24 protein-coding genes and 1 CRISPR repeat array are annotated in these 24,269 nt (G+C 38.0%); of the genes, 16 read left to right on the top strand and 8 right to left on the bottom strand.

Features of this window, described 5'->3' with window-relative positions:
* Nucleotides 1-2 precede the first annotated feature (2 nt).
* Together BN2458_RS07985 and fliW are read right to left on the bottom strand one after the other, a co-directional pair.
* Nucleotides 3-869, bottom strand: coding sequence for a pyrroline-5-carboxylate reductase (locus BN2458_RS07985; protein ID WP_058122087.1), 867 nt, complete (start codon nt 867-869; stop codon nt 3-5).
* Nucleotides 869-1,300: a flagellar assembly protein FliW gene (gene fliW / locus BN2458_RS07980; protein WP_034326187.1), complete on the bottom strand. Its 432-nt coding sequence runs from the start codon at nt 1,298-1,300 to the stop codon at nt 869-871. Before fliW ends, BN2458_RS07985 begins: the two co-directional genes overlap by 1 nt.
* A 146-nt stretch (nt 1,301-1,446) precedes the next feature.
* On the opposite strand from fliW, the gene BN2458_RS07975 reads away from it, so the two are divergent.
* From BN2458_RS07975 to BN2458_RS07965, 3 genes are read left to right on the top strand one after another with little or no spacing between them, the layout of a single operon-like run.
* The gene (locus tag BN2458_RS07975; protein ID WP_138109666.1) at nt 1,447-2,088 is read left to right on the top strand and encodes an outer membrane protein assembly factor BamD; all 642 of its coding nucleotides are present in this window, start codon (nt 1,447-1,449) and stop codon (nt 2,086-2,088) included.
* A gap of 9 nt (nt 2,089-2,097) precedes the next feature.
* Entirely contained in the window at nt 2,098-4,515 is a 2,418-nt protein-coding gene (gene lon / locus BN2458_RS07970) for an endopeptidase La (RefSeq protein ID WP_034342337.1), read from the top strand.
* Nucleotide 4,516: 1 nt separating this feature from the next.
* The gene (locus tag BN2458_RS07965; protein ID WP_052082063.1) at nt 4,517-4,744 is read left to right on the top strand and encodes a hypothetical protein; all 228 of its coding nucleotides are present in this window, start codon (nt 4,517-4,519) and stop codon (nt 4,742-4,744) included.
* A 131-nt stretch (nt 4,745-4,875) separates the two neighbouring features.
* Here the strand turns inward: BN2458_RS07965 and BN2458_RS07960 are convergent, their stop codons facing one another.
* A complete protein-coding gene (locus BN2458_RS07960) occupies nt 4,876-5,508 on the bottom strand; it encodes an HAD family hydrolase (RefSeq protein WP_034328472.1) in 633 nt (210 codons plus the stop codon).
* A 272-nt stretch (nt 5,509-5,780) separates the two neighbouring features.
* Between BN2458_RS07960 and BN2458_RS07955 the strand changes: the two genes are divergently transcribed.
* The 4 genes from BN2458_RS07955 to BN2458_RS07940 all read left to right on the top strand — a co-directional run bounded on the left by BN2458_RS07955 (nt 5,781) and on the right by BN2458_RS07940 (nt 8,492).
* Nucleotides 5,781-6,293: a DinB family protein gene (locus BN2458_RS07955; protein WP_058122086.1), complete on the top strand. Its 513-nt coding sequence runs from the start codon at nt 5,781-5,783 to the stop codon at nt 6,291-6,293.
* Between the two features lie 309 nt (nt 6,294-6,602).
* On the top strand, nt 6,603-7,034 hold the full coding sequence (locus tag BN2458_RS07950) for a DMT family transporter (protein WP_034342339.1): 432 nt from the start codon (nt 6,603-6,605) through the stop codon (nt 7,032-7,034).
* The gene (locus tag BN2458_RS07945; RefSeq protein WP_034342342.1) at nt 7,031-7,345 is read left to right on the top strand and encodes a DMT family transporter; all 315 of its coding nucleotides are present in this window, start codon (nt 7,031-7,033) and stop codon (nt 7,343-7,345) included. The genes BN2458_RS07950 and BN2458_RS07945 overlap by 4 nt, the downstream gene beginning before the upstream one ends.
* A gap of 334 nt (nt 7,346-7,679) precedes the next feature.
* Nucleotides 7,680-8,492 (top strand): aldo/keto reductase, encoded by an 813-nt coding sequence (locus BN2458_RS07940; protein ID WP_034342638.1) that lies wholly within the window; start codon nt 7,680-7,682, stop codon nt 8,490-8,492.
* A 43-nt stretch (nt 8,493-8,535) separates the two neighbouring features.
* Here BN2458_RS07940 and BN2458_RS07935 read toward each other — a convergent pair whose 3' ends face one another.
* From BN2458_RS07935 to cas9, 5 genes are all read right to left on the bottom strand, one after another.
* Nucleotides 8,536-9,723 (bottom strand): MFS transporter, encoded by a 1,188-nt coding sequence (locus tag BN2458_RS07935; RefSeq protein WP_328591387.1) that lies wholly within the window; start codon nt 9,721-9,723, stop codon nt 8,536-8,538.
* Nucleotides 9,724-9,759: 36 nt separating this feature from the next.
* A complete protein-coding gene (locus BN2458_RS07930) occupies nt 9,760-10,185 on the bottom strand; it encodes a hypothetical protein (RefSeq protein WP_034327914.1) in 426 nt (141 codons plus the stop codon).
* 86 nt (nt 10,186-10,271) lie between these two features.
* Nucleotides 10,272-11,760: a CRISPR direct-repeat array (repeat unit 36 nt; unit sequence GTTTTAGCCGCTTATTAAATTCTTTTATGGTAAAAT).
* Between the two features lie 261 nt (nt 11,761-12,021).
* A complete protein-coding gene (gene cas2, locus BN2458_RS07925; RefSeq protein WP_034342347.1) occupies nt 12,022-12,345 on the bottom strand; it encodes a CRISPR-associated endonuclease Cas2 in 324 nt (107 codons plus the stop codon).
* Entirely contained in the window at nt 12,308-13,273 is a 966-nt protein-coding gene (gene cas1 / locus BN2458_RS07920) for a type II CRISPR-associated endonuclease Cas1 (RefSeq protein ID WP_064504568.1), read from the bottom strand. The genes cas2 and cas1 overlap by 38 nt, the downstream gene beginning before the upstream one ends.
* 23 nt (nt 13,274-13,296) lie before the next feature.
* A complete protein-coding gene (gene cas9 / locus BN2458_RS07915) occupies nt 13,297-16,407 on the bottom strand; it encodes a type II CRISPR RNA-guided endonuclease Cas9 (protein ID WP_034342349.1) in 3,111 nt (1,036 codons plus the stop codon).
* 269 nt (nt 16,408-16,676) lie between these two features.
* Between cas9 and BN2458_RS07910 the strand changes: the two genes are divergently transcribed.
* The 9 genes from BN2458_RS07910 to BN2458_RS07875 all read left to right on the top strand — a co-directional run bounded on the left by BN2458_RS07910 (nt 16,677) and on the right by BN2458_RS07875 (nt 24,156).
* On the top strand, nt 16,677-17,714 hold the full coding sequence (locus BN2458_RS07910) for a 4Fe-4S dicluster domain-containing protein (RefSeq protein WP_034342353.1): 1,038 nt from the start codon (nt 16,677-16,679) through the stop codon (nt 17,712-17,714).
* Nucleotides 17,711-18,403 (top strand): formate dehydrogenase subunit gamma, encoded by a 693-nt coding sequence (locus BN2458_RS07905; RefSeq protein WP_034327903.1) that lies wholly within the window; start codon nt 17,711-17,713, stop codon nt 18,401-18,403. The genes BN2458_RS07910 and BN2458_RS07905 overlap by 4 nt, the downstream gene beginning before the upstream one ends.
* Nucleotides 18,404-18,526: 123 nt before the next feature.
* Nucleotides 18,527-18,856, top strand: a complete 330-nt coding sequence (locus BN2458_RS07900) for a hypothetical protein (protein ID WP_173644083.1) — start codon at nt 18,527-18,529, stop codon at nt 18,854-18,856.
* Nucleotides 18,823-19,665: an ATP-grasp fold amidoligase family protein gene (locus BN2458_RS09750; protein ID WP_231944769.1), complete on the top strand. Its 843-nt coding sequence runs from the start codon at nt 18,823-18,825 to the stop codon at nt 19,663-19,665. The genes BN2458_RS07900 and BN2458_RS09750 overlap by 34 nt, the downstream gene beginning before the upstream one ends.
* Nucleotides 19,662-20,972 carry an APC family permease gene (locus BN2458_RS07890; protein ID WP_034327900.1) on the top strand — a complete coding sequence of 437 codons (1,311 nt, stop codon included), beginning with the start codon at nt 19,662-19,664 and terminating at the stop codon, nt 20,970-20,972. The genes BN2458_RS09750 and BN2458_RS07890 overlap by 4 nt, the downstream gene beginning before the upstream one ends.
* A gap of 362 nt (nt 20,973-21,334) precedes the next feature.
* Entirely contained in the window at nt 21,335-21,529 is a 195-nt protein-coding gene (locus BN2458_RS10080) for a hypothetical protein (protein WP_161594507.1), read from the top strand.
* Nucleotides 21,495-22,892 carry a CDP-glycerol glycerophosphotransferase family protein gene (locus BN2458_RS07885; RefSeq protein WP_058122085.1) on the top strand — a complete coding sequence of 466 codons (1,398 nt, stop codon included), beginning with the start codon at nt 21,495-21,497 and terminating at the stop codon, nt 22,890-22,892. Before BN2458_RS10080 ends, BN2458_RS07885 begins: the two co-directional genes overlap by 35 nt.
* Before the next feature lie 14 nt (nt 22,893-22,906).
* Nucleotides 22,907-23,338, top strand: coding sequence for an adenylyltransferase/cytidyltransferase family protein (locus tag BN2458_RS07880; protein WP_034327894.1), 432 nt, complete (start codon nt 22,907-22,909; stop codon nt 23,336-23,338).
* Between the two features lie 14 nt (nt 23,339-23,352).
* A complete protein-coding gene (locus tag BN2458_RS07875) occupies nt 23,353-24,156 on the top strand; it encodes a radical SAM protein (protein ID WP_034343966.1) in 804 nt (267 codons plus the stop codon).
* Nucleotides 24,157-24,269 lie beyond the last annotated feature (113 nt).

Genomic DNA, 24,269 nt, shown 5'->3' with positions numbered 1-24,269 from the left:
ACCTATGCTTTTAGATTCTGTGGCTTTTGTGATTGAATCGCTTTTTCGGGCTGATTTTTCGCACTGCAGTCTTTAGCGTATTGCACGGCGATATGCGCGGCTTCTATAAACGCACCCCGCACTCCGCTTTGCTCTAGGGATTTAATCCCTCGAATAGTCGTGCCACCCGGGCTTGAAATGGCGTATTTAATCTCACTTGGGCTTTTATGTGCTAACTCCGCGCTAAATCCCGCAAAACACTGCTTTACCAATGCGCTACTTTGCGCGTGTGTAAGCCCCTCTAGCACACCCGCGTCAATGAGAGATTCAGCCACAAGGGCGAGAAAGGCAATGCCACTTCCACTTGGGGCGATGCTAGATTCTATTAAAATTTCATTATCCACTTGCACGGCATTGCCAAAGGATTCTATAAATGGAATGACTTCTATGTGGAGAATAGAATCTGCTCCTGCGCCCTCTTGCGCGTAATAAAAGGCAGTGGCGGAGAGTTTGCTTAAAGCAGCGATATTAGGCATAGCACGCACGATATATGTAGATTCTATATGTGATTGTATGGCTTTCACACTTACACCTGCTAGGACGCTATACACGCACCGCGCTTTGCCTATAAATCTAAAGCTTTCTATGCCCTTAGGCTTGGTGCAAAGTAGAATGTCCTTCCCCTCGCATTCAATCTCATATTGCCCTTGATTATTTGTGTGTGCTGGGAGAACTTGGGCACTTGGCAAGTAAGATTCAATAAAATCCTGTGCTTTTTTAGAATCTCGCCCAATGATAAAAATCTCATCATAATGTGTAGCAATGTGGAGATTCTTGCATAATATGGCTTGTGCGATATTGCCATATCCTAACACAAGGAGGGTTTTCATTAGTTGTCTCTTACGGGTGAGGACTGCTCACCTTTTTCTGCTTCCTCTTTGTTGTAGTATGTGCCGATAGGGTCGCTTAGGCTATACATCGGGTATTGTGTGCTATCAAGCACGACTTGCGCCATTGTAAGGTTGTCAAAGTTAAATACTAAGGGAGCGAGGAAATTAATCGTAGAGTTTTCAATAGGCTTTTGAATCACCATAATATTAGCAATAAGTAGATTTTTAGCATTATCTAAATCAAGCAAAATTTTCACATTTGAGGGGACATCAAATTCATATTCTCGAAGCAAAAATGGATTCACAAGTGTGAAGTGTGGCACTTCGCTATCAACATTAGAAAGCTTCATAAATAAATCATCGATTTTTTCAAGCTTCATTTTTTTGACTTCCTCAAAACCTAAAATTGGCAGTTTGACTTCAAAAACCATTTTTTGCTCCCATACCTTACTCTTAACTTTGCCTTTATTAAAGTGTTAAAAACACAGATTATAGCACAAATATGTGTTTTTATACCAAAATAATAAAATCTAAAGCTATAATGTGCGTTTTATTTTAAAAAATTAAAAGGTTTTTGATGAAAATAAATACCTTAGTGCTGATTTTATGTGCTTTTTTTGTATATTCTGGTTGTGCGAAAAAAGAAGCAGAATACAATAAGTCCGCTTCGTATTGGTATGAATCTATAATCAAAGAGATAAATTTTGGGAATCTTGAGGGTGCAGATAGTTTTTTTGCCTCTTTGCAGAGTGAGCATATCAACTCACCTCTTTTAGCTGAAGCAATGCTGATACTCGGCGAGGCACATATGGAGAAAGATGAATATCTTTTGGCGAGTTTTTATTTTGATGAGTATTTGAAGCGATATGCGTCTTTTGAGAATCAAGACTATGCGCATTATTTGAAGATTTTGGCAAACTTTTATGGATTCAAAAATTACAGCAAGGACCAAGAGTTTATTGCGCAAAGTATTAGCGATACACAGGCTTTTTTGCGCACATTCCCGCATAGTCGCTATGTGCCCTATGTGGAGTATATCGCGTTGAAGTTTGAGCTAGGGCAAATCGAGCTTAATCGCTCAATTGCGCACGTGTATAGCAAGCAGGGCAAAGATAGCGCCGCAGAGGAATACTTAAAGCGCAATGATGAGGAACTTTTTACGCATTTTAATCCCAAAGCCTCGTATGTCCCTTGGTATGTGCGTATGTTTAATTGGTAGGAGAAGCAAATGAATACTTTAGAATCGAGTGATTTTCCAATGACTATGCCCATCATTACAGAAGATGAGCTGATATATCCTTTTATGATAGCCCCGCTTTTTATTAGCAATGAAGAACATATAAAGGCGGCGCATAAAGCAACAGAGAGAAATGGGCTTATTTTTATTGGGTTTGAAAATGAGGACGACAAAGGGGAGTTTCCATTTCATAATGTGGGTGTGATTGGGAGCATTATGCGTGAGGTGGCATTGCCAGAAGGGCGCGTCAAGCTACTTTTTAAGGGTTTGTATCGTGGCAAGATTCTATCTGTGCTCCACTCTGCTACAGATTCCTTGCAGGTGGAGGTTGATATATTCTCATACAGAGAATATGAAAGTAATAAAATGAATGCACTTTTACAGGTGCTGCACGAAAAAATCTTGCATTTGGCTAATCTTGATGGACGTTTCTCGCCTGATTTTCTTAAGACTATAGAAAATAATGATGAGCCAAATCGTATTGTGGATTTTGTTGCTTCAGCTATGCGATTATCTAAAAAACAAGCTTATGATATTTTTGCTAAAGATGATGTAGAAGAGCGAGTGTTGGGTCTTATTGAAATTGTGATTGAGGAGACACAAGCCCAAAGATTGCAAAAAGAGATTAAAAGCAAAGTACATAATAAAATGGAGCAAGTCAATAAGGAATATTTCCTCAAAGAGCAGCTCAAGCAGATTCAAAAGGAGCTTGGCACAGAAAATATGCGTGATGAGGAAATGGAGCAATATGAGCAAAAGCTTAACGCCCTAAAGCCTTATATGAATGAGAATGCCTATAAAGAGGTGCAAAAGCAGATTAAACGTCTCTCTCGTATGCACCAAGATAGCGGCGATGCGAATATTTTGCAAAACTACATCGAATGGGTGCTTGAGATACCATTTGGCAAATACGCAAAACAAAAGCTTTCTATTCAAAAAGTCGCCAAACAGCTTGATACAGACCATTATTCATTGGAGAAGCCAAAAGAACGTATTGTGGAGTATTTTGCAGTAAAAGAGCTTGTGGCACAGAGAGAAGAACAAGCGCGCAAAGAACAAGAGGGCAAAAAAGACACAAAGATTCAGCCAAAAAATGAAAACAAGCAAGAAAAAGGCACAATTTTGTGTTTCTATGGACCACCGGGTGTGGGGAAAACAAGCCTTGCAAACTCTATTGCAAAAGCTATTAAACGCCAACTCGTGCGTATTGCTCTCGGTGGACTAGAAGATGTGAATGAATTGCGCGGACATCGCCGCACCTACATCGGCGCAATGCCCGGACGCATTACGCAAGGACTGATTGAGGCAAAAGAAATGAATCCTGTGGTGGTGCTTGATGAGATTGATAAAGTCGGCAGGAGCTATCGAGGCGACCCCACGAGCGTGTTGCTTGAGATTCTAGACCCGGAGCAAAATCACGCCTTTAGAGATTATTATACAAATTTTGACATTGACTTGTCGCAGGTGATTTTTATCGCTACTGCAAATGATATTAGCACAATTCCAGCACCTTTGCGTGATAGAATGGAGTTTATTTCTATCTCCTCTTATACCCCGCAAGAAAAATGTGAGATTGCAAAGAAATATCTTATCCCGCAGGAGTTACAAAAACACGGCTTAAGTCAAGATGAGCTAAAAATCACCACTCCCGCGCTTAAGACTATTATAGAATCTTACACGCGCGAAGCAGGGGTGCGAAGCCTAAGACATAAAATCGCACAGATTATGCGTAAAGGCGCGACTTTGATTTTAAAGGGCAAAAAAAATGTAGTTATCACACCGCACAATGTGGGTGAGTTTTTGGATAAAATCGTGTTTGAAATTTCCCCAGCAGATAAGAAAAACACAATCGGTGTTGTCAATGGACTTGCTTGGACGAGTGTGGGCGGCGATGTGCTAAAAATTGAGGCGTTAAAGATTAGGGGCAAGGGTGCGCTTACGCTCACAGGAAGTTTGGGTGATGTGATGAAAGAATCCGCGCACATAGCGCATTCTGTGGTAAAAATGTTACTTGATAAGAAGATTCTAAAGCCTAAAGAAACTCACAAAAATCCTATTTATCAGCTCTATGATATTCATCTGCACGTGCCTGAAGGCGCGACACCAAAGGACGGACCGAGTGCGGGGATTGCTATGGCGTGTGTGATTGCCTCTATTCTCACAGATTCTAAAATTTACGCACATATTGCAATGACAGGCGAACTCACATTGCGCGGGAATGTCCTTGCTATTGGTGGATTACGCGAAAAACTTATCGCTGCGCATAAGGCAGGGATAAAAACTGCGCTTATTCCGCAAAAAAACTATGAGCGTGATTTGAAGGATATTCCAAAAGAAGTGCTTGATAAGCTAGAGATTATCGGCGTAAGCGATATTAAAGAAGTGCTTGAACGCGTGCTTGTGAAATGATATGAATCCGCATAATAACCACAATATTTTTTACCTTGCTGTGCTATGTTGTGCGCTTGGGTGGTTTTTTTTAGGATTGGGGCTTATATTATTTCCGCTTAGTCTTTTTTTGCTGACGCGCTCAAACTTTAATCAGCTTTTATTTGTGATATTTGTGAGCCTTGATATTACAGGATTCACACTCTCACTCTTTGCAAACGCACAACTTGTTACAAAGCATATTTTTTAGGATATGGAGTTTTGCTTTTTTTAAATCTTTGATGATTGTGAGGCTTTAGAATCAAAAGGCATTGGTTGAAACTCGCTTATTTTGTTGCCCTATGCTATTAGCGCATATAATTTATATGAAAGATTTATCATTTATGCCATTGCTAATTCTTGCAATTGTGCAAACAAATCTTTAGCATTGTTAAATTCATCTTCCTTAAGATTATCTTTTTCTATGCCCCATTTTGCGTGAAAATATGGAATCTTCGCATTTTGTGCCGCACCTCTATCTTTTGTGCCATTACCTACAAACGCACTTTTACGCACAGGGGCGCGTTGCAAGATTCTCTCTATCATCATTGCACTTGGCTTGGATTCTAAATTTTGTTGTGCGCCTAGCACTTCGTCAAAAAAATGCAAAATATTATGTCGCTTTAAAATAGGACAAAGACTTTCTTGTGGGGCATTTGAGGCAATAGCTAAAAAATAGCCATTTTTCTTACATTCATTCAAAAGCCACTCTACATTCTCAAAGAGCCGCGCATCTTGTTCGTAATGTCTGCTAAAATAATCCTCAAACCCCATTTTATAGCTTGGGTGGGGGAAATCATCGATATGATAAAAGATTTTTGCACAACCCAAACCCGGTGTGTGCGTTACGCGTTTGATATAGTCATACTCTAGCGGTGGCAGATTCTTATCTGCGCGTATTTCATTAATCGCCGCACAAATACAATCTTCGCTATCAATGAGTGTGCCGTCCATATCAAAAATGACATTGAGCATACTCTCTCCTTGAGTTTTTGAGCAGATTCTATCAAAAACTTGTGAGTAAAGGCAATAAGTTGCTACTTCCTTGAGATAGGATTCTACTTGGCGAAGAGAGTTTAAGCTCAATGCAAAGGGCGAAAGCAAAGTGTCTTATAGCACTTATGCCGCTGCGCTTATCAAGCTACTCTCTTCCAAAGAGCTTAAAATGTGCCAAAGAATAAGCCTCATTGAAATATAGAATCTTAAAGTGGTATAATGGCGCAGATTTTACACAAAAGGGAGAGAAAATGAAAAAGACTTTGTTGCTTCAGGCGCAATACAATCAGCTTGCAAATACAAATATGTTTGCGACTTTTAAGAAATGCCCAAAGGAAGTGTTGTATAAGGATTGTGGGTTGTATTATGGCAGTGTGATGCAAACAGCGGAGCATATCCTCTGTGGTGATATTGGCATTGTTTTGGGGGCTTTTGGTGCGTTTGCGCCCAAAAAGCTGGAGGGCGTAGAGGAGATTTTCGCCTCTGTAACATCTAAACAGAGATTGCAAAGTGCAATTTATGAGGACATATCGGCATTTGAGGCATTGCGAAGCAAGGTAGATAGCAAAATCATCGCGTTGATAGAATCCATTGAGGATTTTGAAAGCATTGCCACACTTAGCTTTCCGGGTGTAGAGTTTAAAAAATCTCGTGGATTTTTTATCCTCGCACTTTTAAACCACGCTACACATCATCGCGGACAAATTGCCGCCGCACTAGATATACTCAAAATTGAAAATGACTTTAATGGAATGTTAGGGTAGATAAAGATAAATTTCTTAAACTTTTTTGCAAACTATTAAATACACAAGTGTTGTGCTTGGCAGTGCAAGAGATATAGCTTTTATGCTATAATGCCACAAATTTAAGATTCTTAAAATGGAGGGATAGGCAATGTTTTGGGACCAAGGCTATCAATCGTTTGCGTTTCTCATCTATTTTTTCTCTATCTCCTCACTTTAAAGCTCTGCTTCTCACCTTTACACATCACATCATTACATAAATTCTAATTACATTTATGGGCTTTGGCTTTTTGAACCCATAAAATGTATAAAACAAAACAAAGGAAACAAATGAAAAATATCAAACTTACCCACAATCTCGCGTGGGGATTGGTGCTTTTTGGTGGCATTGTAGAATGCTTTTGGGCGAGTGGGTTAAAATATTCCGATAATCTCTTTTTTTACACACTCACAGGAATCGGGATTCTCATATCCTCTGTAAGTATGATTCTAGCGATAAAAGTCTTAGAGATTGGTATTGCTTATAGCGTGTTTGTGGGCATTGGCACAGCGGGCATTACACTTGCTGAAATCCTTATCTTTGGTGAGCCTTTCTCACTTCTTAAAATCCTCTTTATCGCGACCTTACTTCTTGGCGTGGTGGGGCTAAAGCTTTCAGCAGATAAGACAGAGGAAACTCAAGGCGAAAAACTCGCAGAAACGCTCTCACACGATTTGGGAATTGATGAAATCGTGCAAGATTCTATCAAGGAGGCAAAATGAGCTGGGTGTATCTCATAATGGCTGGTTGTATGGAAATCATAGGCGTAATTACGATGAAAAAATACTCCCTAAGTGGGCGAAAAATCTTTTTGCTTGGGCTTTTGGTGCAGTTTATGCTAAGCTTTGCTCTGCTATCAATGGCTATGCAGGGCATTGCAATGGCGACAGCCTATGCGATATGGACAGGCATCGGCGCAGCTGGAGGCGTGCTTGTGGGCGTGGTGTTTTTTAAAGAAAGCAAAAATGCAAAAAAACTCTTTTTCATCGCACTTATTATTATCTCTGTCGTGGGATTAAGGGCACTATCATAAATTTTAGGTAGCTTGAAATCTTTAGCTTCGCTTGGAGCTAAAGAACTACGAGGTTTATATTTACTTGGCTTTTAGCTAGATTAGTAGCGCAATACTTGCTTCATAATTTTTAATATATTTTCTTTCACCCCTTGACAAATACTTAGTATCAGGCTGTATAATTACACAATCTATTTTACAAACAAGGAGGATTCTATGAAATCGTATAATGACAAATCGTAGGGACTTTTTAAAGAATCTAGCACAATTCACAGGAGTAGCGACACTCGGGGCTTATATACCTTATCCACTTTTCGCACAAGATTTGAAACAAATTTCCAAAAAAGGAGCAAAAATGCAAACTCTCACCCTCAATAATGGCGTTAAAATGCCCATTCTTGGGCTTGGCACTTATTCGCTTACGGGTAAAGCAGGGCAAAAGGCGATGAGCGAAGCCATAGAGGTGGGTTATCGGCTCTTTGATAGCGCACAGATGTATAATAATGAAGCCGAGCTTGGAGCAGCGATAAATGCGGCAGTAAAAGGCGGAATCAAACGTGAGGAGTTTTTTATCCAAACTAAGCTTTTAGAATCAAGTAGCGAGGATTTAGCAAAAAAATCCATTGAAAAATCCTTAAAAACTTTAGGGCTTGATTATATTGATTCTTTGCTTATCCATATGCCATACTCTCAATCTAAGGCGATGTATAGAGCAATGGAGAGCTTTTATAAGCAAGGTATTTTAAAGAGCATAGGTATTTCAAACTTTGGTGCGAAGGCGTATAGTGAGTTTGTGAAATCTTGTGAGGTGATTCCTGCGATTAATCAGTGCGAGACACATTTACTCCTCCAACAAAAGCCCTTAAGAGGGGCGATGAAGAGCAAAAAAACTTTGTTGCAAAGCTGGAGTCCTTTTATCGCGGGGAAAGGTTCAATTTTAGAAAATCCCACACTGAAAAACATAGCACAAAAATACAACAAAACACCCGCGCAGGTGGTTTTACGATTTTTGATTGAACAAGGAATCTCTGTCATACCAAAAACTTCTAAAAGAGCAAGAATGCAAGAAAATCTTAATGTCTTTGATTTTTCTTTAAGTGCGCAGGATATGCGGATTCTTAAAGAGCTTGATACGAATAAAAGTGCATTTTCTTGGACGAATTATTAGGGGAAATTAGGTATAATCTTGCGTTTTAGTTTGCTTTATCCACCTAACCCCACCGCCTTTGTGTCTCTAAGATTTTAAAAGAGACAATCCAAAGCAGCAATCCCGCAAAGGCAACACAAGAGAGGGCGATATACGCATAAAAATATCCATAATATTGCGCTATAAATCCTCCCAAACTCCCGCTTAGTGCTGCGCCTATGCTGCCAAGAGTCATCACACAGGCAAGGGCAGCATTGATATGTCCGCTTCCGCGCAACATTATCGCTACTAAAACAGGTAAAATCACGCCTGTAATCCCGGCTCCAATGCCATCAAGAATCTGTGTAGCGACCATTCCGATAAGATTTTCAAAATGCGCTGCTATGCCCCCGCGCACAATAAGAGCAACAAAGCAAAGAGCCATTAGGATAAAATAAACTTGAGAAAAGCGGGGAGCAACTGCAAGAGAATGAGGACGCGTGAGAATCTTCATACACACGAGCGAAACCGCAATCATTGTGCTTTGAGCAATAAGGATTGTCGCAGCTGCATATGCCCCGCTAGAATCAATGCCAAGCGTGTGCGCCCTTTGACTAAGCAAGGGGAGCATATACGCATTACTCAAATGAAAGCAAAACATCGCCGCACCCAAGATAAGCACGGATTTATCGCTTAAGGCTTCCCATAGAGATATACTCGTGTCGTCCTCTTGCCCCCTTGCGACTTTATGATTAATGCTACTACTGCGTATAAGGCTAAGAAACAAAAGTGAGAATACGCCCATAAGCGCGGTAATCACAAAAATCGCACCGATTCCATAATAAAATGCGAATCCAAGACTAAGCAATGCGCTAAAGGCTGTTCCTGCGTGTTTATAGGCTTCATTGAGGCTCACTTGTCTGCTATAATCAGATAGTCCCACGATTCCAAGTGTGAGGGCTGCAAATGCGGGAGCAAGGCACACTCCGCACAGAGCTACACTCATTTGGGCTAAAAGCGTAAAGCCAAAATGTGGGTAGAAGTAATTTGCCAAAGTCGCAAAGACTATGGCGAGGATACAAAAGGCTATCAGGGCTTTTTTGTGCGATGTCTTGTCTATGAAAATCCCTAAGGGGATTGCAAAAAGTAATGCACAAAGGGAGGCAATTGTGGAGATAAGCCCGATTTGGGATTCCATAAAGTTGTGTTGTTTCAAAAACACACCCAAATAGGGACCTAAACCATCTCGCACATCGGCGATAAAGAAATTCAGCCAAGCAAGTGCATTGTGCGGATTGATAGAATCTCCTTAATATCCTAAAATCTTGTTAATCTTACTAATTGCGCTTTGTTCCATTTCGGCGATAATTTGCTTTTCTTTAGCCTTTTCTTGTGAAATCTTTGCTTCTTGTTGCACGATTTGAGCTAAAGTCGCGTTAATTTTAGTATCATCTCTTGTTGCCTTTGCCTCTTGCAAGTTGATTTCTAGGATTTTTTTCTCTAGCTCTAGTGCTTTGATTTTGCCTCTTAATTCCTCTCTTTTCTTATCAATGGCTTCCCTTTCCTTGAAATCTGCTTTTAAAGCCTCTCTTTTTTTATCAAAACTCGCATTGTTAAAAACCTCTGGTAAAACGCCCTTGATATGTGGCTGTGGCTTTGTAGGGACCGGCGGTGTAGCAAAGAGCGTGCTAGATAAGGCTAACATCAGTGCTAAACTCATAACTTTTGCTTTCATTGCTCCTCCTTTATTTTGGTATCAAATGTATGAAATCATAATAATGATATGGCAATCTTGTTAATGCTCAACATATCAAAGTATTAGTTTTAGCCGCTTATTAAATTCTTTTATGGTAAAATCCCGAACACAGGTAGAGCGTATCAAAGAGAGTTTTAGCCGCTTATTAAATTCTTTTATGGTAAAATCCCGAACACAGGTAGAGCGTATCAAAGAGAGTTTTAGCCGCTTATTAAATTCTTTTATGGTAAAATTCAACCTTTTTTGTTTCAACATTCGGGATGTTTTAGCCGCTTATTAAATTCTTTTATGGTAAAATTGAAGTGAGTGAGCAAGATTGTGAAGCAGGTTTTAGCCGCTTATTAAATTCTTTTATGGTAAAATATAAATTGCGGTAAGCATATCGGGAGGAGAGTTTTAGCCGCTTATTAAATTCTTTTATGGTAAAATTTCACTTCCTGTTGAGGCTCTGGAGCTGAAAGTTTTAGCCGCTTATTAAATTCTTTTATGGTAAAATGCATTCCGATAAAACCATCTTTTGTCTGGAGTTTTAGCCGCTTATTAAATTCTTTTATGGTAAAATTTTTGTCGATAAAAGTCGTGGCATTGACACGTTTTAGCCGCTTATTAAATTCTTTTATGGTAAAATCAGATTTGATTAAACCCTGCATATCAATGAGGTTTTAGCCGCTTATTAAATTCTTTTATGGTAAAATTTACCTTTTGAAAATCTTTTTTCTGCAAACCGTTTTAGCCGCTTATTAAATTCTTTTATGGTAAAATACCTTGCGAATATGCAAAGCGAGGACGAACGTTTTAGCCGCTTATTAAATTCTTTTATGGTAAAATCCCTACTGATGACACTGATTCTACTGGCAAGTTTTAGCCGCTTATTAAATTCTTTTATGGTAAAATAGCCTTTCTTTTATAACGAGCAACACAAACGTTTTAGCCGCTTATTAAATTCTTTTATGGTAAAATTTCCACTGCGTAACATAATTTGCTCCAGAGGTTTTAGCCGCTTATTAAATTCTTTTATGGTAAAATTGAAACTCATCATAGGCTCTATAAGTAACGTTTTAGCCGCTTATTAAATTCTTTTATGGTAAAATCACGAAAACATTCAGCTGACACAGGGATAAGTTTTAGCCGCTTATTAAATTCTTTTATGGTAAAATTGAACATCAGTATATGATGTATTTGTTCAAGTTTTAGCCGCTTATTAAATTCTTTTATGGTAAAATCGTATTTAGGAACATTGCGTATTGCCGTGAGTTTTAGCCGCTTATTAAATTCTTTTATGGTAAAATACACATAAATCGAGAAAGAAATTTAACAAGGTTTTAGCCGCTTATTAAATTCTTTTATGGTAAAATAAAAACCATACATATTCTTGAGATACTTGCGTTTTAGCCGCTTATTAAATTCTTTTATGGTAAAATCATAGATAAGGATGGGACAGCTGTCGCTAAGTTTTAGCCGCTTATTAAATTCTTTTATGGTAAAATTTGTCTTGCACCAAAAATGGGACCAAATCACGTTTTAGCCGCTTATTAAATTCTTTTATGGTAAAATATACTTTCTCAATTATCGTATTTTGCGGTATTTGAAAGACTTTAAAGGCTTAAAATATCTTAGATGAGTGATTTTTAAGAAAATCTAAGATATAATCCCCACATAGAATTTAATAAGCGGCTAAAATAAGGAGTTTTCGGTCTCCGTAGGGTTACAATCCCTTAAAACCGAATCTACTTTAAATCTTTTTACCAATAAGTATTTTCAAACATTTTAGCGATTAAGTCTTTAGAAACTTTGTCCTTATAACTTGACAATAGACTAAAAAAGCGTAAGCTGTCTTGGTGCGTTTGCTTTTTCATTCTCACTTCTTTTGCCAAGCAATAATCGCATATTATCAAATTGCTTTTCGGTAAGAATTAGTGCCCTAATATGCCCTTTGGGAGGCACAATCAAACTCACCTTATCTAAATAATTATTGGCACTTGCTACACCTTTGCAGATTCTCATATATACGCTATATTGCAACATCATAAATCCATCTTTGATAAGACTCTTACGGAATCTGGCATAATCTTTACGCTCTTTTTTGCTGCAAGTTGGCATATCAAACATCACTAGCACTCTCATAAATTTTTCTTCCATTACTTTTTTCCTCGCAAAATAGCGGAAGTTTAAGCTTGAAATTTTCTCTCTCAAGGCATTTCACTACACTTTGCACACTCACAACACCTGCACGAGTAAGTGGATAAAGCTTATTTTCTACGATAACCGCACTCTGCAAAATATCTACGAGCCTCGCACGATTTTGCAAACTTAAGCTCTCCTCTAATTCTCCAACTTCAACCATCTGCACAACAACAGAATCTGCAAAGATTCTATAAGGTTCTATCAAATCATCTGCTAAGTTAAAGGCATTAAACTGATTTTTATGATTTATCCCAAGTGCAGGATTTAGTCCGCTTACGCAAAGGCTTCTTGCGATAATCCCTCTCGTCAGTGCATAAGCATAATTGAGTGCAGCATTTATCGTTCCCATTTTGCTATCTTCAAAAATTTGCACCTTGCGGGAGAAGTTTTTGCCAAAAAGAGCTTTGAAATAAATTGCCGCTGCTTTGGCTTCATTATTGTTTGAATCCCCTAAATTCACACTTTTTGCTAAAGATTCTAACTCCTTATATTCTTTTTTGTTTTGCATTTTTAGTAAAAGGGCTTGGTTGTGAATTTTTGCCTTGATGATTTGCTGCCACAAAATCGCCTTTCTTTGTTTGCTTAAGTTAATTTGGGATTGCAACACGCTAAAACTTCTAAAATGCCCTAAAAATGGCATAAATAGCCCACTTGGTAGGTGGGATTCATCGCAGGTAAAAACAACGATTTTATGCAGAGCAAATGCATTAAGCAGTGCATTTGTCAATGTGATTTGATGAGATTCTAGCATCACGCACAAAATATCTACAAGTGGAATCTTTACACTTTCTTTGTTTTTTTGGGTTATGCAAAGATGCCTATCCTCTAGGCTTAATCGCGCGGGTGTGCTTAAAAATAAGGTGCGAAAGGCTGAATCAAACATTCCTTGCCCTCCTTATAGAAATCTTAGTCTTTTCTTTTAGGACTGCTTTTGAGCTTAATCTCTTGGTGGGGTTCAAACTCTGCCTTTTGCACTTCACCCAAAGGCGAGACTTGGTATTTTTCAAAAGTTTTAAGATTTTGGATTCCTATGCTTTTACCTGCCACCTCCTTTTGTGTGGCGTTAGAATAGAGAATCTTTTCATTCTCGCTTAAGCCCTCAAATTTATTGTTGTGCTTTTCTACATTAATTTGTGCATTGGTAGAACCAAAACTTACAAAATAGCACAACTCCGCCCTTTCCATTTCTTTTTTCTGCACCAAGATTAAATCATCTTTAAAAAGCGAGAAGCAAAAGTCATAATTGGAATCCATTTCTATCCAATCCTTAATCACTCCGTCTTTATCTTTGCCTATGGCTACTGCTTTATTAGGCAGGATTCCAAGTGCAAAATCCATTGTATAGATTGGCACAGCATAGAATTTACCCTTTTTGTCTTTAAAAATATCTACGCGCACCATTGCACCATTACTCACAATCTTTGTGCCAATTTGGCGGATTTTTCCAAGAGCAATCGCCTTTTGCATACCCTTTTCCCCGCCATAATCCATTTTTAATTTTTCAGAATATTCTTTATCGTTGCATAATTTTTCAAAAGGATAAAAAGTTTCTTGGTGCAAAGCCCCTCTAACCCTTTTTCTAGGAGGCTTGGAGACAAAGATTTCTTTAATTTTTTCTTCAACTCTTTGCCTAAAATTCTTGCAAGGCTCAAAAAATGCTTTTTTGGCTTTGTATTCAGATTCTGCAATTTGCTTAGCATAGAATTTTTTCTTATTTTCCTCTTGATTTTTTCTAAAATTTGCAAATGCTTTAATCATCGCATTGTTGGTATAGGCTAAGATAACTGCATCCACTGCGTGGTGGAGATGATTGTTTCTATCTTTATTACCCAAGCCCCAATAATGCCTAAGCATTGATGTAAGCTGTCCGCTTACCACCTCTATATGCACACTGCTGCCCTTTTCTCCTGCAATCGTTACTTCATTTTCACGCAAATCTTCAAACTCTAGACAATCTTTCGTCCATTGACTTGCTAACTTTGCAATATAGCCTGTGTCATTGAGATTTCGCGCAAGAAATCCGCCCTCTTTATCTTTAAAGTTTGTATTGCTGATTCTGCGCTGCTTTTGCTTGGGGAGTTTTGCGCTAAGGCTAAGAATCCTATCCCATTTCTCCTTATCACCCCCAAAGGCTTCAAAGGGTGTTTTGTTTCCCTTATCCTGATTTTCCTTAGCAAACACAAGCACCTTATTCATATAACTATCATCAAAGCTACGCGAGTAGGGGTAAATATGATCCACTTGCAAGGCATTAGAATCTAGCAAATGTTCTCTTGTGATTTTCTCTCCACTATAAGCACAACATTCCCCTTGCTCTAACCAAAGCTTCATCTTAAGAATATTTGTGCCATTAATGGGTAATCCTAGAATCTCGCATTGCTGTATTGCTCTTTGATTCGCCTCAAAATGCTCTTTTTGTTCTTTTTCATACTTTTGCCTCTCTTTTGCGCTTAGTTTTGCCTCACGCGTAAATTCTAAATGAATCTTATGCACTTTTCCATATTTTCTTAAAAGTGCATTTAGCACCTTACGATACTCGCTTAATGCCCTTGCAACAACTGGATTTGCTAAATAGGGTTCATAGTCTTTTAGCGGGATTAAAAACTCGCCCTTTTGCTTATGCTTTCTATGTTCTTGCAATTCTGCCTTTTTCACCGCCTCATCATAGCGCAAACACTTACCCGTTTTGTCCCCACGCATAAAGGGCAGAATCTGTTCTAGGGCTTTAAGGCTTAAATCAATATGTTTTGCAAAACTCAAATTGCTTAAGGCTTCTACTTGCTCCTTGCTTAATGCGGAATAATTTTGCAATTTTTTAGCTAAATTTTCTTTGCTTTTAACGAGGGTAATATCGGTAGCGATTTTATCTAGCTCCTCACGAGCAAAATTGCTAAAGTCTCCACCCATTGCTTTTTTAAAAGCTTTAAGATTTTTTAGCTCAATAAACTTTGCCTTTTCGGCTTCTTGCACTCCTTGTGTATAATCAAGCTTAGAATCTTTAGCAAATAAAATATGCTCATCAAGGTGTAAAATCTCACGCAATTTTTTATAGCTCATCTCACCTTTATCAAGCACAATTTTTAGAATCTCTTGAATCTTATCTTTCCCATACACTTCACCAATACCAAGATTCTTACTTTTCTCCTCAAGATTTTTTAAAGTATTGATAATACGCGTGAGCGCGACAAACTCCATAGCACTTAAGGAATCTTTGGGTGCGCGATTTTCATTTTCATAAAACACACATTTGCCGACTTTATCTTCAAAACTTTTTAAATCCCTTTGGTAAAAGGCTGTTTCTATGATTTGTGATTCAAAATTTTCGCTAAAAGTTGCCCCAAAGTCTTTTTGCTTTGCAAAGATGAGCTCTAACTCTGCCCTTACTTGCTCTTGTGCCACGCAATGCTCGTAATTTTCGCCCTTATTGCGCACATTTTTAAACTCTTTTGTAATATTGTTACCTTTTTTCTCACTTTCTAATCTTAGCTTTTGATAAAATTCTTTATAGAGATATTCACCTACGCTTTGATACTTATCTTTCATAGCTGTTTCATTTACTTTAATCGCACTTAGCACCTTTCCAGAATCTTTATCGCTTCCTGTTTTTGCGTGTTTGTTCCCATAGCCGCGATGTTTAGCAATGTGTAAAATCACTCTTGCTAACTCTTTAGGCTCTAACTTTTGCTCCAAAGCAAGAGAGCGCAATTCATAGGGGCTTTTGGTATCTTTGGTTGTCTCGTATGCCTTTGGTAATTCCCCATCATTTGCAAAATAATCACTTACATTTAGCCCAAACTCTTTGCAAAGCAGCCTTTTAATTGCATTAAGCCTAGCTTTTCTCCGTGCTAACCTACGCCTAGCTCCCCGTGCCTCTCTACGAGGCAATGCCAAAGATTTTCCATTTTTTGGATTCTCTGCTTTGGTAAAGATTCTCACCCCACAATCTTTAAGCTCATTGCTCTCTACATATGCCCAACCAATGCTTGTAATGCCTATATCAAAACCAAAAATCCTCATCTACAAACCTCCATCTATTAAAACTCATTAACGATACATTAAATATTGTTTATAATAGCTTAGATTTATATTGCTTTATTCTATTTCGTTGTTTTACCACGCTACGCATCATCGCAGACAAATTGCCGCTGCACTAGATATACTCAAATTGAAAATGACTTTAATGGAATGTTTGGGTAGGGCTTAGTGCAAATGTGATAATATCACTTTTATTTTCTTTGCAATTTTATATACTTCCATATTTTTAAGGCTAAATCAAGGTTAAAATTATGGAAGAAACCAATCAAAACAATCAGACAAATACATCGCGTAGAAATTTTTTAAAATTTCTAGGCGTGGCAAGTGTGAGTGCTGTAAGCGTTAATGCGGCACAATCTACAGATTCTAAGCAACCACAATATAAAATGGCTTCCATTATAGATTTGGGATTGTGCGATGGGTGCAGAGATAGGGAGATTCCTGCTTGTGTTGAGGCGTGTAAAGCAAAAAATACGACAAATTTTCCCGAGCCAATAGCGGAGATTCCATATTATTTTCCGCGAAAGGTCTATGAGGATTATTCCAAAGATAGAGCAAATGCTAAGCGTTTAACCCCTTATAATTGGACTTATGTGGAATCTCTAAAGGTTGAGGATAGAGACATATATGTGCCTAGACGTTGTATGCACTGCGATGACCCGACTTGCCAGAAGCTCTGCCCCTTTGGCGTGATTTCTAAGGATTCTAATGGCGCAGTAAAAATTGATGATGAATATTGCTTTGGCGGTGCAAAATGTAGAGATGTATGCCCTTGGGGGATTCCACAAAGACAAGCAGGAGTTGGAATCTATTTGAAAATCGCACCCAAACTTGCAGGGGGAGGAGCGATGTATAAATGCGATAGCTGCGCGGATTTACTCGCCAAGAATCAAAAACCAGCTTGTGAGGTGCAATGCCCTAAAAAAGCCATAATCTTTGGAGATAGAGAAGAGATATTGCAAAAGGCTAGGGCGTTAGCACAAGCATATAAGGGCGAAAAGCAAGGGACATTCATCTATGGAGATAAGCAAAATGGTGGCACTTCTACATTTTATGTCTCGCCAGTGTCGTTTGAGCAAATCCAAGAATCTTTAAACCAAAAACACAATTTCACACAAGAACAACCACAAAAAATGGGGATTCCGCATATGAATCTTGCAATTAAAAACTTTGTGAGTGAAGATTCTGCTTTGATTAAAAGTGTGCTTTTAGCTCCTGTTGCGGGGGTAATAGCAGGAGGTATTGCTGTGGCAATGGCAAATAGAACCGATAAAAAGGAGAGAAAATGAAAGAGGCAAAAATACAAAGACAAAGTGCGCAAAATAGAATCGTGCATTGGGGTGTTGCAATAAGTATTTTTGGGCTTATTTTTAGCGGAATCTTGCAAATGCCAATCAGTAAGCGTTATATGCTCAATGAATTGCCTTTAATGGCTTGGAGCGGGGATTATTCTATCTCTTTAGTTGTGCATTATGTGTTTGCGATTGCTTTATTATTCTTTGTGGGATTCCATTTGATGTTTCATTTTGGGCGAAAGGAGTTTGATATACTCCCTAAAAAGGGCGATTTTGGTAAAAGCATTGCTGTGATTAAGGCGATGTTGTTTAAGGGAGAGGAGCCACCAAGTGAGAAATATTTGCCCGAGCAAAGACTTGCTTATGTGGGAATTGCGATGGTGATTTTGCTTTTGGTTGTTACTGGAATGATTAAAACTTATAAAAACCTAGCGGGATTTAATCTAAGTGAGGGGACAATGTTTTGGGTTACGCAGCTGCATAATTTGGGAATGTTTTTGATGATTTTAGCAATTATTGGGCATTTAGCTGCTTTTATCTTTAAAGCAAATCGTCCTTTGCTTAGTGGAATGTTTAGTGGAAAAGTGAGTGCAGACTACATTTTACACAGGCATACACTATGGAAAAATGGAGCAGAGAGTGCAAAAAAGGCTTTAGAAAACCAAGATAGTGAAAAACATTAGGAGTGATGCGCTTAGAGCGAGTTATTGTAATATTTTGCGCAAAAATTTGTGCTGCCCTTTTAAGTTAAAATATTATTATTTTTCATTATACTTTTGTTACCTTAGAGCTACAAAGGATTCGAAATGGGAATAAAAGATATTGTAAGAGAAAATTGTCTCTATAAAAACTTCATAAGACCAATACGGGCAAAATGGAAAGAGAGAGCCTTAGCTAAACTAAGTGATGAAGAATACTTCATTAAGCGACATAAAAAAGTTTTTGGCTATGTGCCGGATTTTAAAAATCCTCAAACTTACAATGAAAAAATTATTCATAGAATCTTGTTTGATAGAAGTCCAATTTATACTGCCTTAGCAGATAAACTCAAAGCAAGAATGTATATTGCTACGCTCCTAAAAGAGTGTGATAATGCAAATAGTTGTTGGGGGGGGGGGAGCAGCCTTATAGCCTAAAACAAATAGATTCTAATATTTTAGGAATCTACAAAGAAACTAACCCACAAGATAGCTTACAATCTAATCCTACCCACAGAACAACACAGATTCGCAATCGCACATATTTAGATTCTATCCTCTCTCCACAATCTCCACTCTTTCAGTCTATTGATTTACTCACAGATACGCTGTTTGCTACAAATACTTGTCCTTATCTCCCAAAGCTTTATGGTATTTATAAGAGCATAGATGAGATAGACTTTTCACAGCTTCCCCAAAGTTTTGTTTTAAAGACCAATCACGATTGTGGGGGCGTAGTAATAGTGCCTGATAAAGATGTTTTTCTAGCAGATTCTAAAATTCTTACACAATCCACACAAAAACTCACAGAGCATCTTAAAATAAACTATTATACGATGTATAGAGAGTGGCATTACAAAGATATAGAGCCTAGAATCTTTGCAGAGGAGCTATTGGGGGAAGATTTACACGATTTTAGATTCCATTGCTTTGGCGGTGTGCCTCAATTTATCCAAGTGGCAAACACTACCCATACGCGCAATACACTTTTTGACACGCAGTGGAATGTCTTAGATATAACATATCTCAATCCGCCCAGTGAAATTCCCCCAGCAAAACCTGAATCTTTGCGTGATATGTGCGCAATAGCTAAGTGTTTATCGACACCATTTAAGTATGTGCGCGTTGATTTGTATTGTATACAAAATAGAATCTTTGCAGGGGAGCTGACATTTACTCCAAATGGTGGCGCTGCGCGTTTTGAGCCATATCGTTATGATAGAATCTTTGGCGAGATGTGGCAATGAAAAATGTCAATATCATATTTTTGTGTGTTGGCTGCATTGTGGGTTGGGGAGCATTTGTGTTACCTCAAGATTTGTTTTTATCGCGCATTGGTTTGAGCGAGAGTATTATTGGGCTTTTTTTAGGTGGGGTAGCAATTTGCGTTATCGCCTCAAATTATGCTTTTTTGCTTACATCACTGCGGAAAAGCGGTGGTGAATTTTACTTTACACTTGAAGTGTTAGGTAGGACACACGGCTTTATTTGTGGGTGGTTTTTAAGTTTGGCGTATTTGTGTATTATTCCCTTAAATGCTACCGCCTTAAACATTATGTGTAACTCCTTGGGCTTAAGCGGCTATGTCCTTTTGTATCATATTAATGATACACCTATATATCTTACAGATATTCTTGTGAGTGCGGCAAGTATCGCTATTATTGGGGTTATTAATGTTCTAGGTATCAAAATAGCTTTTGTATTGCAGAAATTGCTCGTGTTTGTGCTATGTGGCAGTGTAGTGGTATTTTTTATTATGATGAGTGTTGATAGTGTATCGCAAATACATTTTAGTTCTTATATACATTTTGAATCTTTAAATATCCATTCTATTTTGATTGTTTTTTCACTTGCTCCTTGGGCTTATCTAGGCTTTGAATGTGCGACACAAATCATAGAATCTATACATTATAACAAACGCATTTTTAATCTTTTCACATATCTTTCAATTTGGATTGGCTATATACTCTATGTTTTGCTTATTTGTATTGTTGCTTTGGGTGTAGATGCCTATCATATTCTCTCGTATCCTTGGGCGATATATGAGGGGATTTATCAGTCCTTTGGTTATGCTGGAGTAGTGTGTTTGTGCGTGGGTGTGCTATGTGCTATATTGAGTGGCATTAACGGCTTTTTTATAACGACAAGCAAACTTTTAGAATCCTTAAGCACTCATCACTTTTTGCCAAAAAGTCTTTTAGATATAAATCGTTTTGGCATATCCTATCGCATAGTATGTATTGTTGGGTTACTTTCTTGCTCTATGGTGATTTTTGGCAGAGAGGCATTGCTCTATATTGTAGATATGGCTTGTGTGGGGATTATCGTAGGATTCTTATATGTGAGTATTGTAGCTTTTTATGTCAAAAGGCGCGAGTTACATTCATTAAGTATTCTAAACCTTGTTAGTATTTTATTGAGTATTGTATTTTTATTGCTTGAGTTTGTGCCATTTTCCCCAGCTGCACTTAAAACTCCTTCAATTGTCGCCCTTATAGTTTGGAGTGCTGTTGGCGTAGCGGTGTTTTATGTTTTAAGACAAAAAGAAATATGAAGTTTTCTATAAAATCAATATGCTAGTTAAGTAAGGCAAGGCACACAAACCATTGCGATTGATGTTTTATTTGTATCGCTACCAAATTATGAGCGCACCGCTTTGTCCTTAAGCCTAATGGCTTGTATCTCTGCGGCATTGGGTATTGAGACGAGATGATATATAAGCTATTTAAGAGATTGAGCAAAACGATATTTGTATGGTAGCATTCTTAGATTTTACAAGGTTTAAGTACAAAATTGTCTTTGTTGTATTACAATCCGCTCTTTGTTTTTGTATTTGATACTTTGCATATATTTTATAGCCTAAGATGTTAAGCTTGAAAGGCAGTAAGAGGCAGACAAGCATATTTGGAGATAGTGGTGGTAGTAAAGGTTATTAGGACATTCAAACAGATAGTCAAAAAGCTGTGTCCTACTATGCTTTGGCGTAAATTACAATCAATGCGTCAAGCCATAGCTAGACATCAAGAGCAGAAAAACTTTAATACACTTTTTCAATCTCGCACCATTTGCGCCCCTAGTGCATTTGCTCCCCCCCCCCCCGCAAAATACTGATTTATTAGACATTACATATAAAATTCGTGTTGTTTTTTACAATGATTGGGGAGCAAGTTGGGAGGCGTTAGAGCCAATAGCGCACACTTTTTTAAAAAATCCAGTTTTTGAAGTCATTGTGCTTGCTATGCCCTCAAAGGTCAGCAGTAATAGATTTTATGATTTAGGTGCTAGTCATTGCTTGCAAACATTTGCTCACAAAATGCATTGTCCTGTCATTACAAAAGAAGATTTAGATAGAGTTTGTGCAGAATTAAGAATCAATCAAGAGCAAAAGCATAAATCTTACGCACAGGTAATCAACTCTCTATTCTCTCAATCCCTACAAACACAAACAAACTTGCTTTGCATTTTGGGATTTGATAAATGGGAAGAGAATCACGCTTTTAATGCAATGACCTATCTCACCCCTAGTGATTGTATGGCGCATTATTGCTTTACTACTCGCCCTTATAGTGGGCTACGTCCAGAAACTTGGCATAGCAGACATATTGCAATTATTTCTAAGCTTTGCTATGTTGAATATGGAGTATATGCTTTTGAATTACACGATGATGTTTGCGCCTATAGTGAGGATAATCTACGTTATTATGACTACCTATTTTCACCTACAACATTTCACGCTCAAGTTGCAGGTGCTCAACAGAAAAATAAAAGTCTGCTTACAATTAAAGTTACCGGGTGCGCAAGATTTGATGAATTGATTGCATATGCTAATAGCGCACAAACTATACAGCAACATCAAGCATCACTCAAACCAGATTCAGTAAGATGTCCTCATCGCATTCGTGTGCTCTATATGCCTCGGTGGGGTGTCAAGGAGACACACTCCACTTTTTTAAGCTATACCAAATTGCTGTTACTAGAAGCAAAAGCTAGCAGAATCCTTTTACATTTTCGTCCGCACCCAAATCTCCACGATTATGTTGTCCATAATCAAAAAATTATGACACAAGCGCAATGGGATAGTTTTAAAAATGATGTGCAGCAAAATGGGCTTTGGGACGAAAGTCCTAGCATTATTGAGAGTTTTTCACGCGCTGATGTTTTGGTCTCAGACACAAGCTCTATGTTGATTTACGCATTTCTTAGTGGTAAGCCTACAATCTATACACAGGGCGATTTTCGTTCAGAAGTTAATTGGTGGGCATTGCGCGTATTGCAAGGTTGTTTTATTGCTAGTAATGCAGATGATTTATTGGAGTTTTTGGCACGATTTCGTGATGACTATGAGGCAACTTTCTTTACTAGATTTGCTCTTAGGGATGAAATTTTGAAACAGAATTTTTATTTTCCTAAGAATGGTAGCACAAATACTATTTTATCAGTATTACTTGAAGATATGCAAAAAACCTATAAGTGATTGGAGGAGCAACAATGATAGTTGGTTATACAACTGGTGTTTATGATTTGTTTCATATTGGACATTTGAATTTATTGCGTAATGCAAAATCTATGTGCGATAAGCTAATTGTTGGAATTACTACTGATGAGTTAGTAGGTTATAAGAACAAAAAAGCAGTTATTCCTTTTCACGAGAGAATGGAAATTGTGAGAAATATTAGATTTGTAGATGCTGTTATTCCACAAGAAAATATGGACAAGCTTGCTATGCACGATAAATTAAAATTTGACATTATGTTTGTTGGCGATGATTGGTTTGCTACGCCAAAATGGCAAAAAATTGATGAAGAATTTGCAAAAAGAGGTGTGAGAATTGTATATTTTCCATACACACAAGGCACAAGTTCAACCTTGCTTAATAATGTTTTACTCTCACTTCGGCAAGAAGCAGAACAAAATCAATAATGGAGGAGTGCAATATGGATATTATGTATAAGATTGGAAGATTTGCAAGAAAAAAACTTATTCAACTTTTACCAGAATCTAGCTACAAAGATAAGCTGCTCATACAATATGTTAATACGATTAATAATATTGTTGTGATAGTCGGGCAAAATTGCACATTGAAGTGCAGGAATTGTGCTAACTTCTCCCCATATCTCGCAAAGCAATTACCATTTTATCCTTACGAAGAGATTATTGCTGATATACAAGCGCTCATCACAGAATCTAGGATTGCTTATTTACAATTTCAGGGTGGTGAATTTTTCTTGCATCCTCATTGTAAGGATATTTTAGAATTTGTAGCAAAACAAGACAGAATACGATATGTTTGTGTGGCTACAAATGCCACGATTATTCCAAAAGATCCTGTATTAAAACTTTTACAGCATAAAAAATTTTTTGTTAGGGTGTCTGATTATGGAGAAGTGAATGCAAAAAGTGCTGAAAAACTAGAAGAAATGCTAGACAAATATGGCGTAGCTGTGATTCGGAGGAATGTTTATAGGGGCGAAGGTTTGTGGAGCAAATGTGGCGACAAATATATGAAGAGACTGCCAGAAGAATATATGCAAAAAGTATTTGATTCTTGCACTTTTGCCAAAGAGTGTTTAACAATGGAAAATGGTTTTATTACGCGTTGTTCTAGGGCAACTATTTCACATATTGTGCAAAATTTTTCTCTATGTGCATTAGATGGCATACACGTGCGACCGAATGCTCAAAGAATATTTGACACCCTTACGAGATTCGGGGGGGGGGGGGGTGCTGCCTGTGTTTAGCTATAGGAATTTACAAGACTTTATACGAGCAGCTTCTCCAATTAGTGCGTGCTATTATTGTTATGGTAGCGAGGGAGAGCAAGTTACACCGGGCGCTCAAATGACTAAACAAG

It is taken from the genome of Helicobacter typhlonius (assembly GCF_001460635.1).
Classification (GTDB): domain Bacteria; phylum Campylobacterota; class Campylobacteria; order Campylobacterales; family Helicobacteraceae; genus Helicobacter_C; species Helicobacter_C typhlonius.
The sequence above is the reverse complement of the archived record's forward strand: the minus strand, read 5'-3'. Positions and strand labels throughout refer to the sequence as shown.

Excerpts from the sequence above, each read along its gene's own strand:
- BN2458_RS07950 (WP_034342339.1), top strand. The coding sequence starts at position 6,603 with ATGAAAAATATCAAACTTACCCACAATCTCGCGTGGGGATTGGTGCTT.
- BN2458_RS07905 (WP_034327903.1), top strand. The coding sequence starts at position 17,711 with ATGAAAGAGGCAAAAATACAAAGACAAAGTGCGCAAAATAGAATCGTG.
- cas9 (WP_034342349.1), bottom strand. The coding sequence starts at position 16,407 with ATGAGGATTTTTGGTTTTGATATAGGCATTACAAGCATTGGTTGGGCA.
- fliW (WP_034326187.1), bottom strand. The coding sequence starts at position 1,300 with ATGGTTTTTGAAGTCAAACTGCCAATTTTAGGTTTTGAGGAAGTCAAA.
- BN2458_RS07880 (WP_034327894.1), top strand. The coding sequence starts at position 22,907 with ATGATAGTTGGTTATACAACTGGTGTTTATGATTTGTTTCATATTGGA.
- BN2458_RS07930 (WP_034327914.1), bottom strand. The coding sequence starts at position 10,185 with ATGAAAGCAAAAGTTATGAGTTTAGCACTGATGTTAGCCTTATCTAGC.
- BN2458_RS07875 (WP_034343966.1), top strand. The coding sequence starts at position 23,353 with ATGGATATTATGTATAAGATTGGAAGATTTGCAAGAAAAAAACTTATT.
- lon (WP_034342337.1), top strand. The coding sequence starts at position 2,098 with ATGAATACTTTAGAATCGAGTGATTTTCCAATGACTATGCCCATCATT.
- BN2458_RS07960 (WP_034328472.1), bottom strand. The coding sequence starts at position 5,508 with ATGCTCAATGTCATTTTTGATATGGACGGCACACTCATTGATAGCGAA.
- BN2458_RS07900 (WP_173644083.1), top strand. The coding sequence starts at position 18,527 with ATGGGAATAAAAGATATTGTAAGAGAAAATTGTCTCTATAAAAACTTC.
- cas2 (WP_034342347.1), bottom strand. The coding sequence starts at position 12,345 with ATGGAAGAAAAATTTATGAGAGTGCTAGTGATGTTTGATATGCCAACT.
- BN2458_RS07910 (WP_034342353.1), top strand. The coding sequence starts at position 16,677 with ATGGAAGAAACCAATCAAAACAATCAGACAAATACATCGCGTAGAAAT.
- BN2458_RS07955 (WP_058122086.1), top strand. The coding sequence starts at position 5,781 with ATGAAAAAGACTTTGTTGCTTCAGGCGCAATACAATCAGCTTGCAAAT.
- BN2458_RS07945 (WP_034342342.1), top strand. The coding sequence starts at position 7,031 with ATGAGCTGGGTGTATCTCATAATGGCTGGTTGTATGGAAATCATAGGC.
- BN2458_RS07985 (WP_058122087.1), bottom strand. The coding sequence starts at position 869 with ATGAAAACCCTCCTTGTGTTAGGATATGGCAATATCGCACAAGCCATA.
- BN2458_RS07975 (WP_138109666.1), top strand. The coding sequence starts at position 1,447 with ATGAAAATAAATACCTTAGTGCTGATTTTATGTGCTTTTTTTGTATAT.
- cas1 (WP_064504568.1), bottom strand. The coding sequence starts at position 13,273 with ATGTTTGATTCAGCCTTTCGCACCTTATTTTTAAGCACACCCGCGCGA.
- BN2458_RS07965 (WP_052082063.1), top strand. The coding sequence starts at position 4,517 with ATGAATCCGCATAATAACCACAATATTTTTTACCTTGCTGTGCTATGT.
- BN2458_RS07940 (WP_034342638.1), top strand. The coding sequence starts at position 7,680 with ATGCAAACTCTCACCCTCAATAATGGCGTTAAAATGCCCATTCTTGGG.
- BN2458_RS07890 (WP_034327900.1), top strand. The coding sequence starts at position 19,662 with ATGAAAAATGTCAATATCATATTTTTGTGTGTTGGCTGCATTGTGGGT.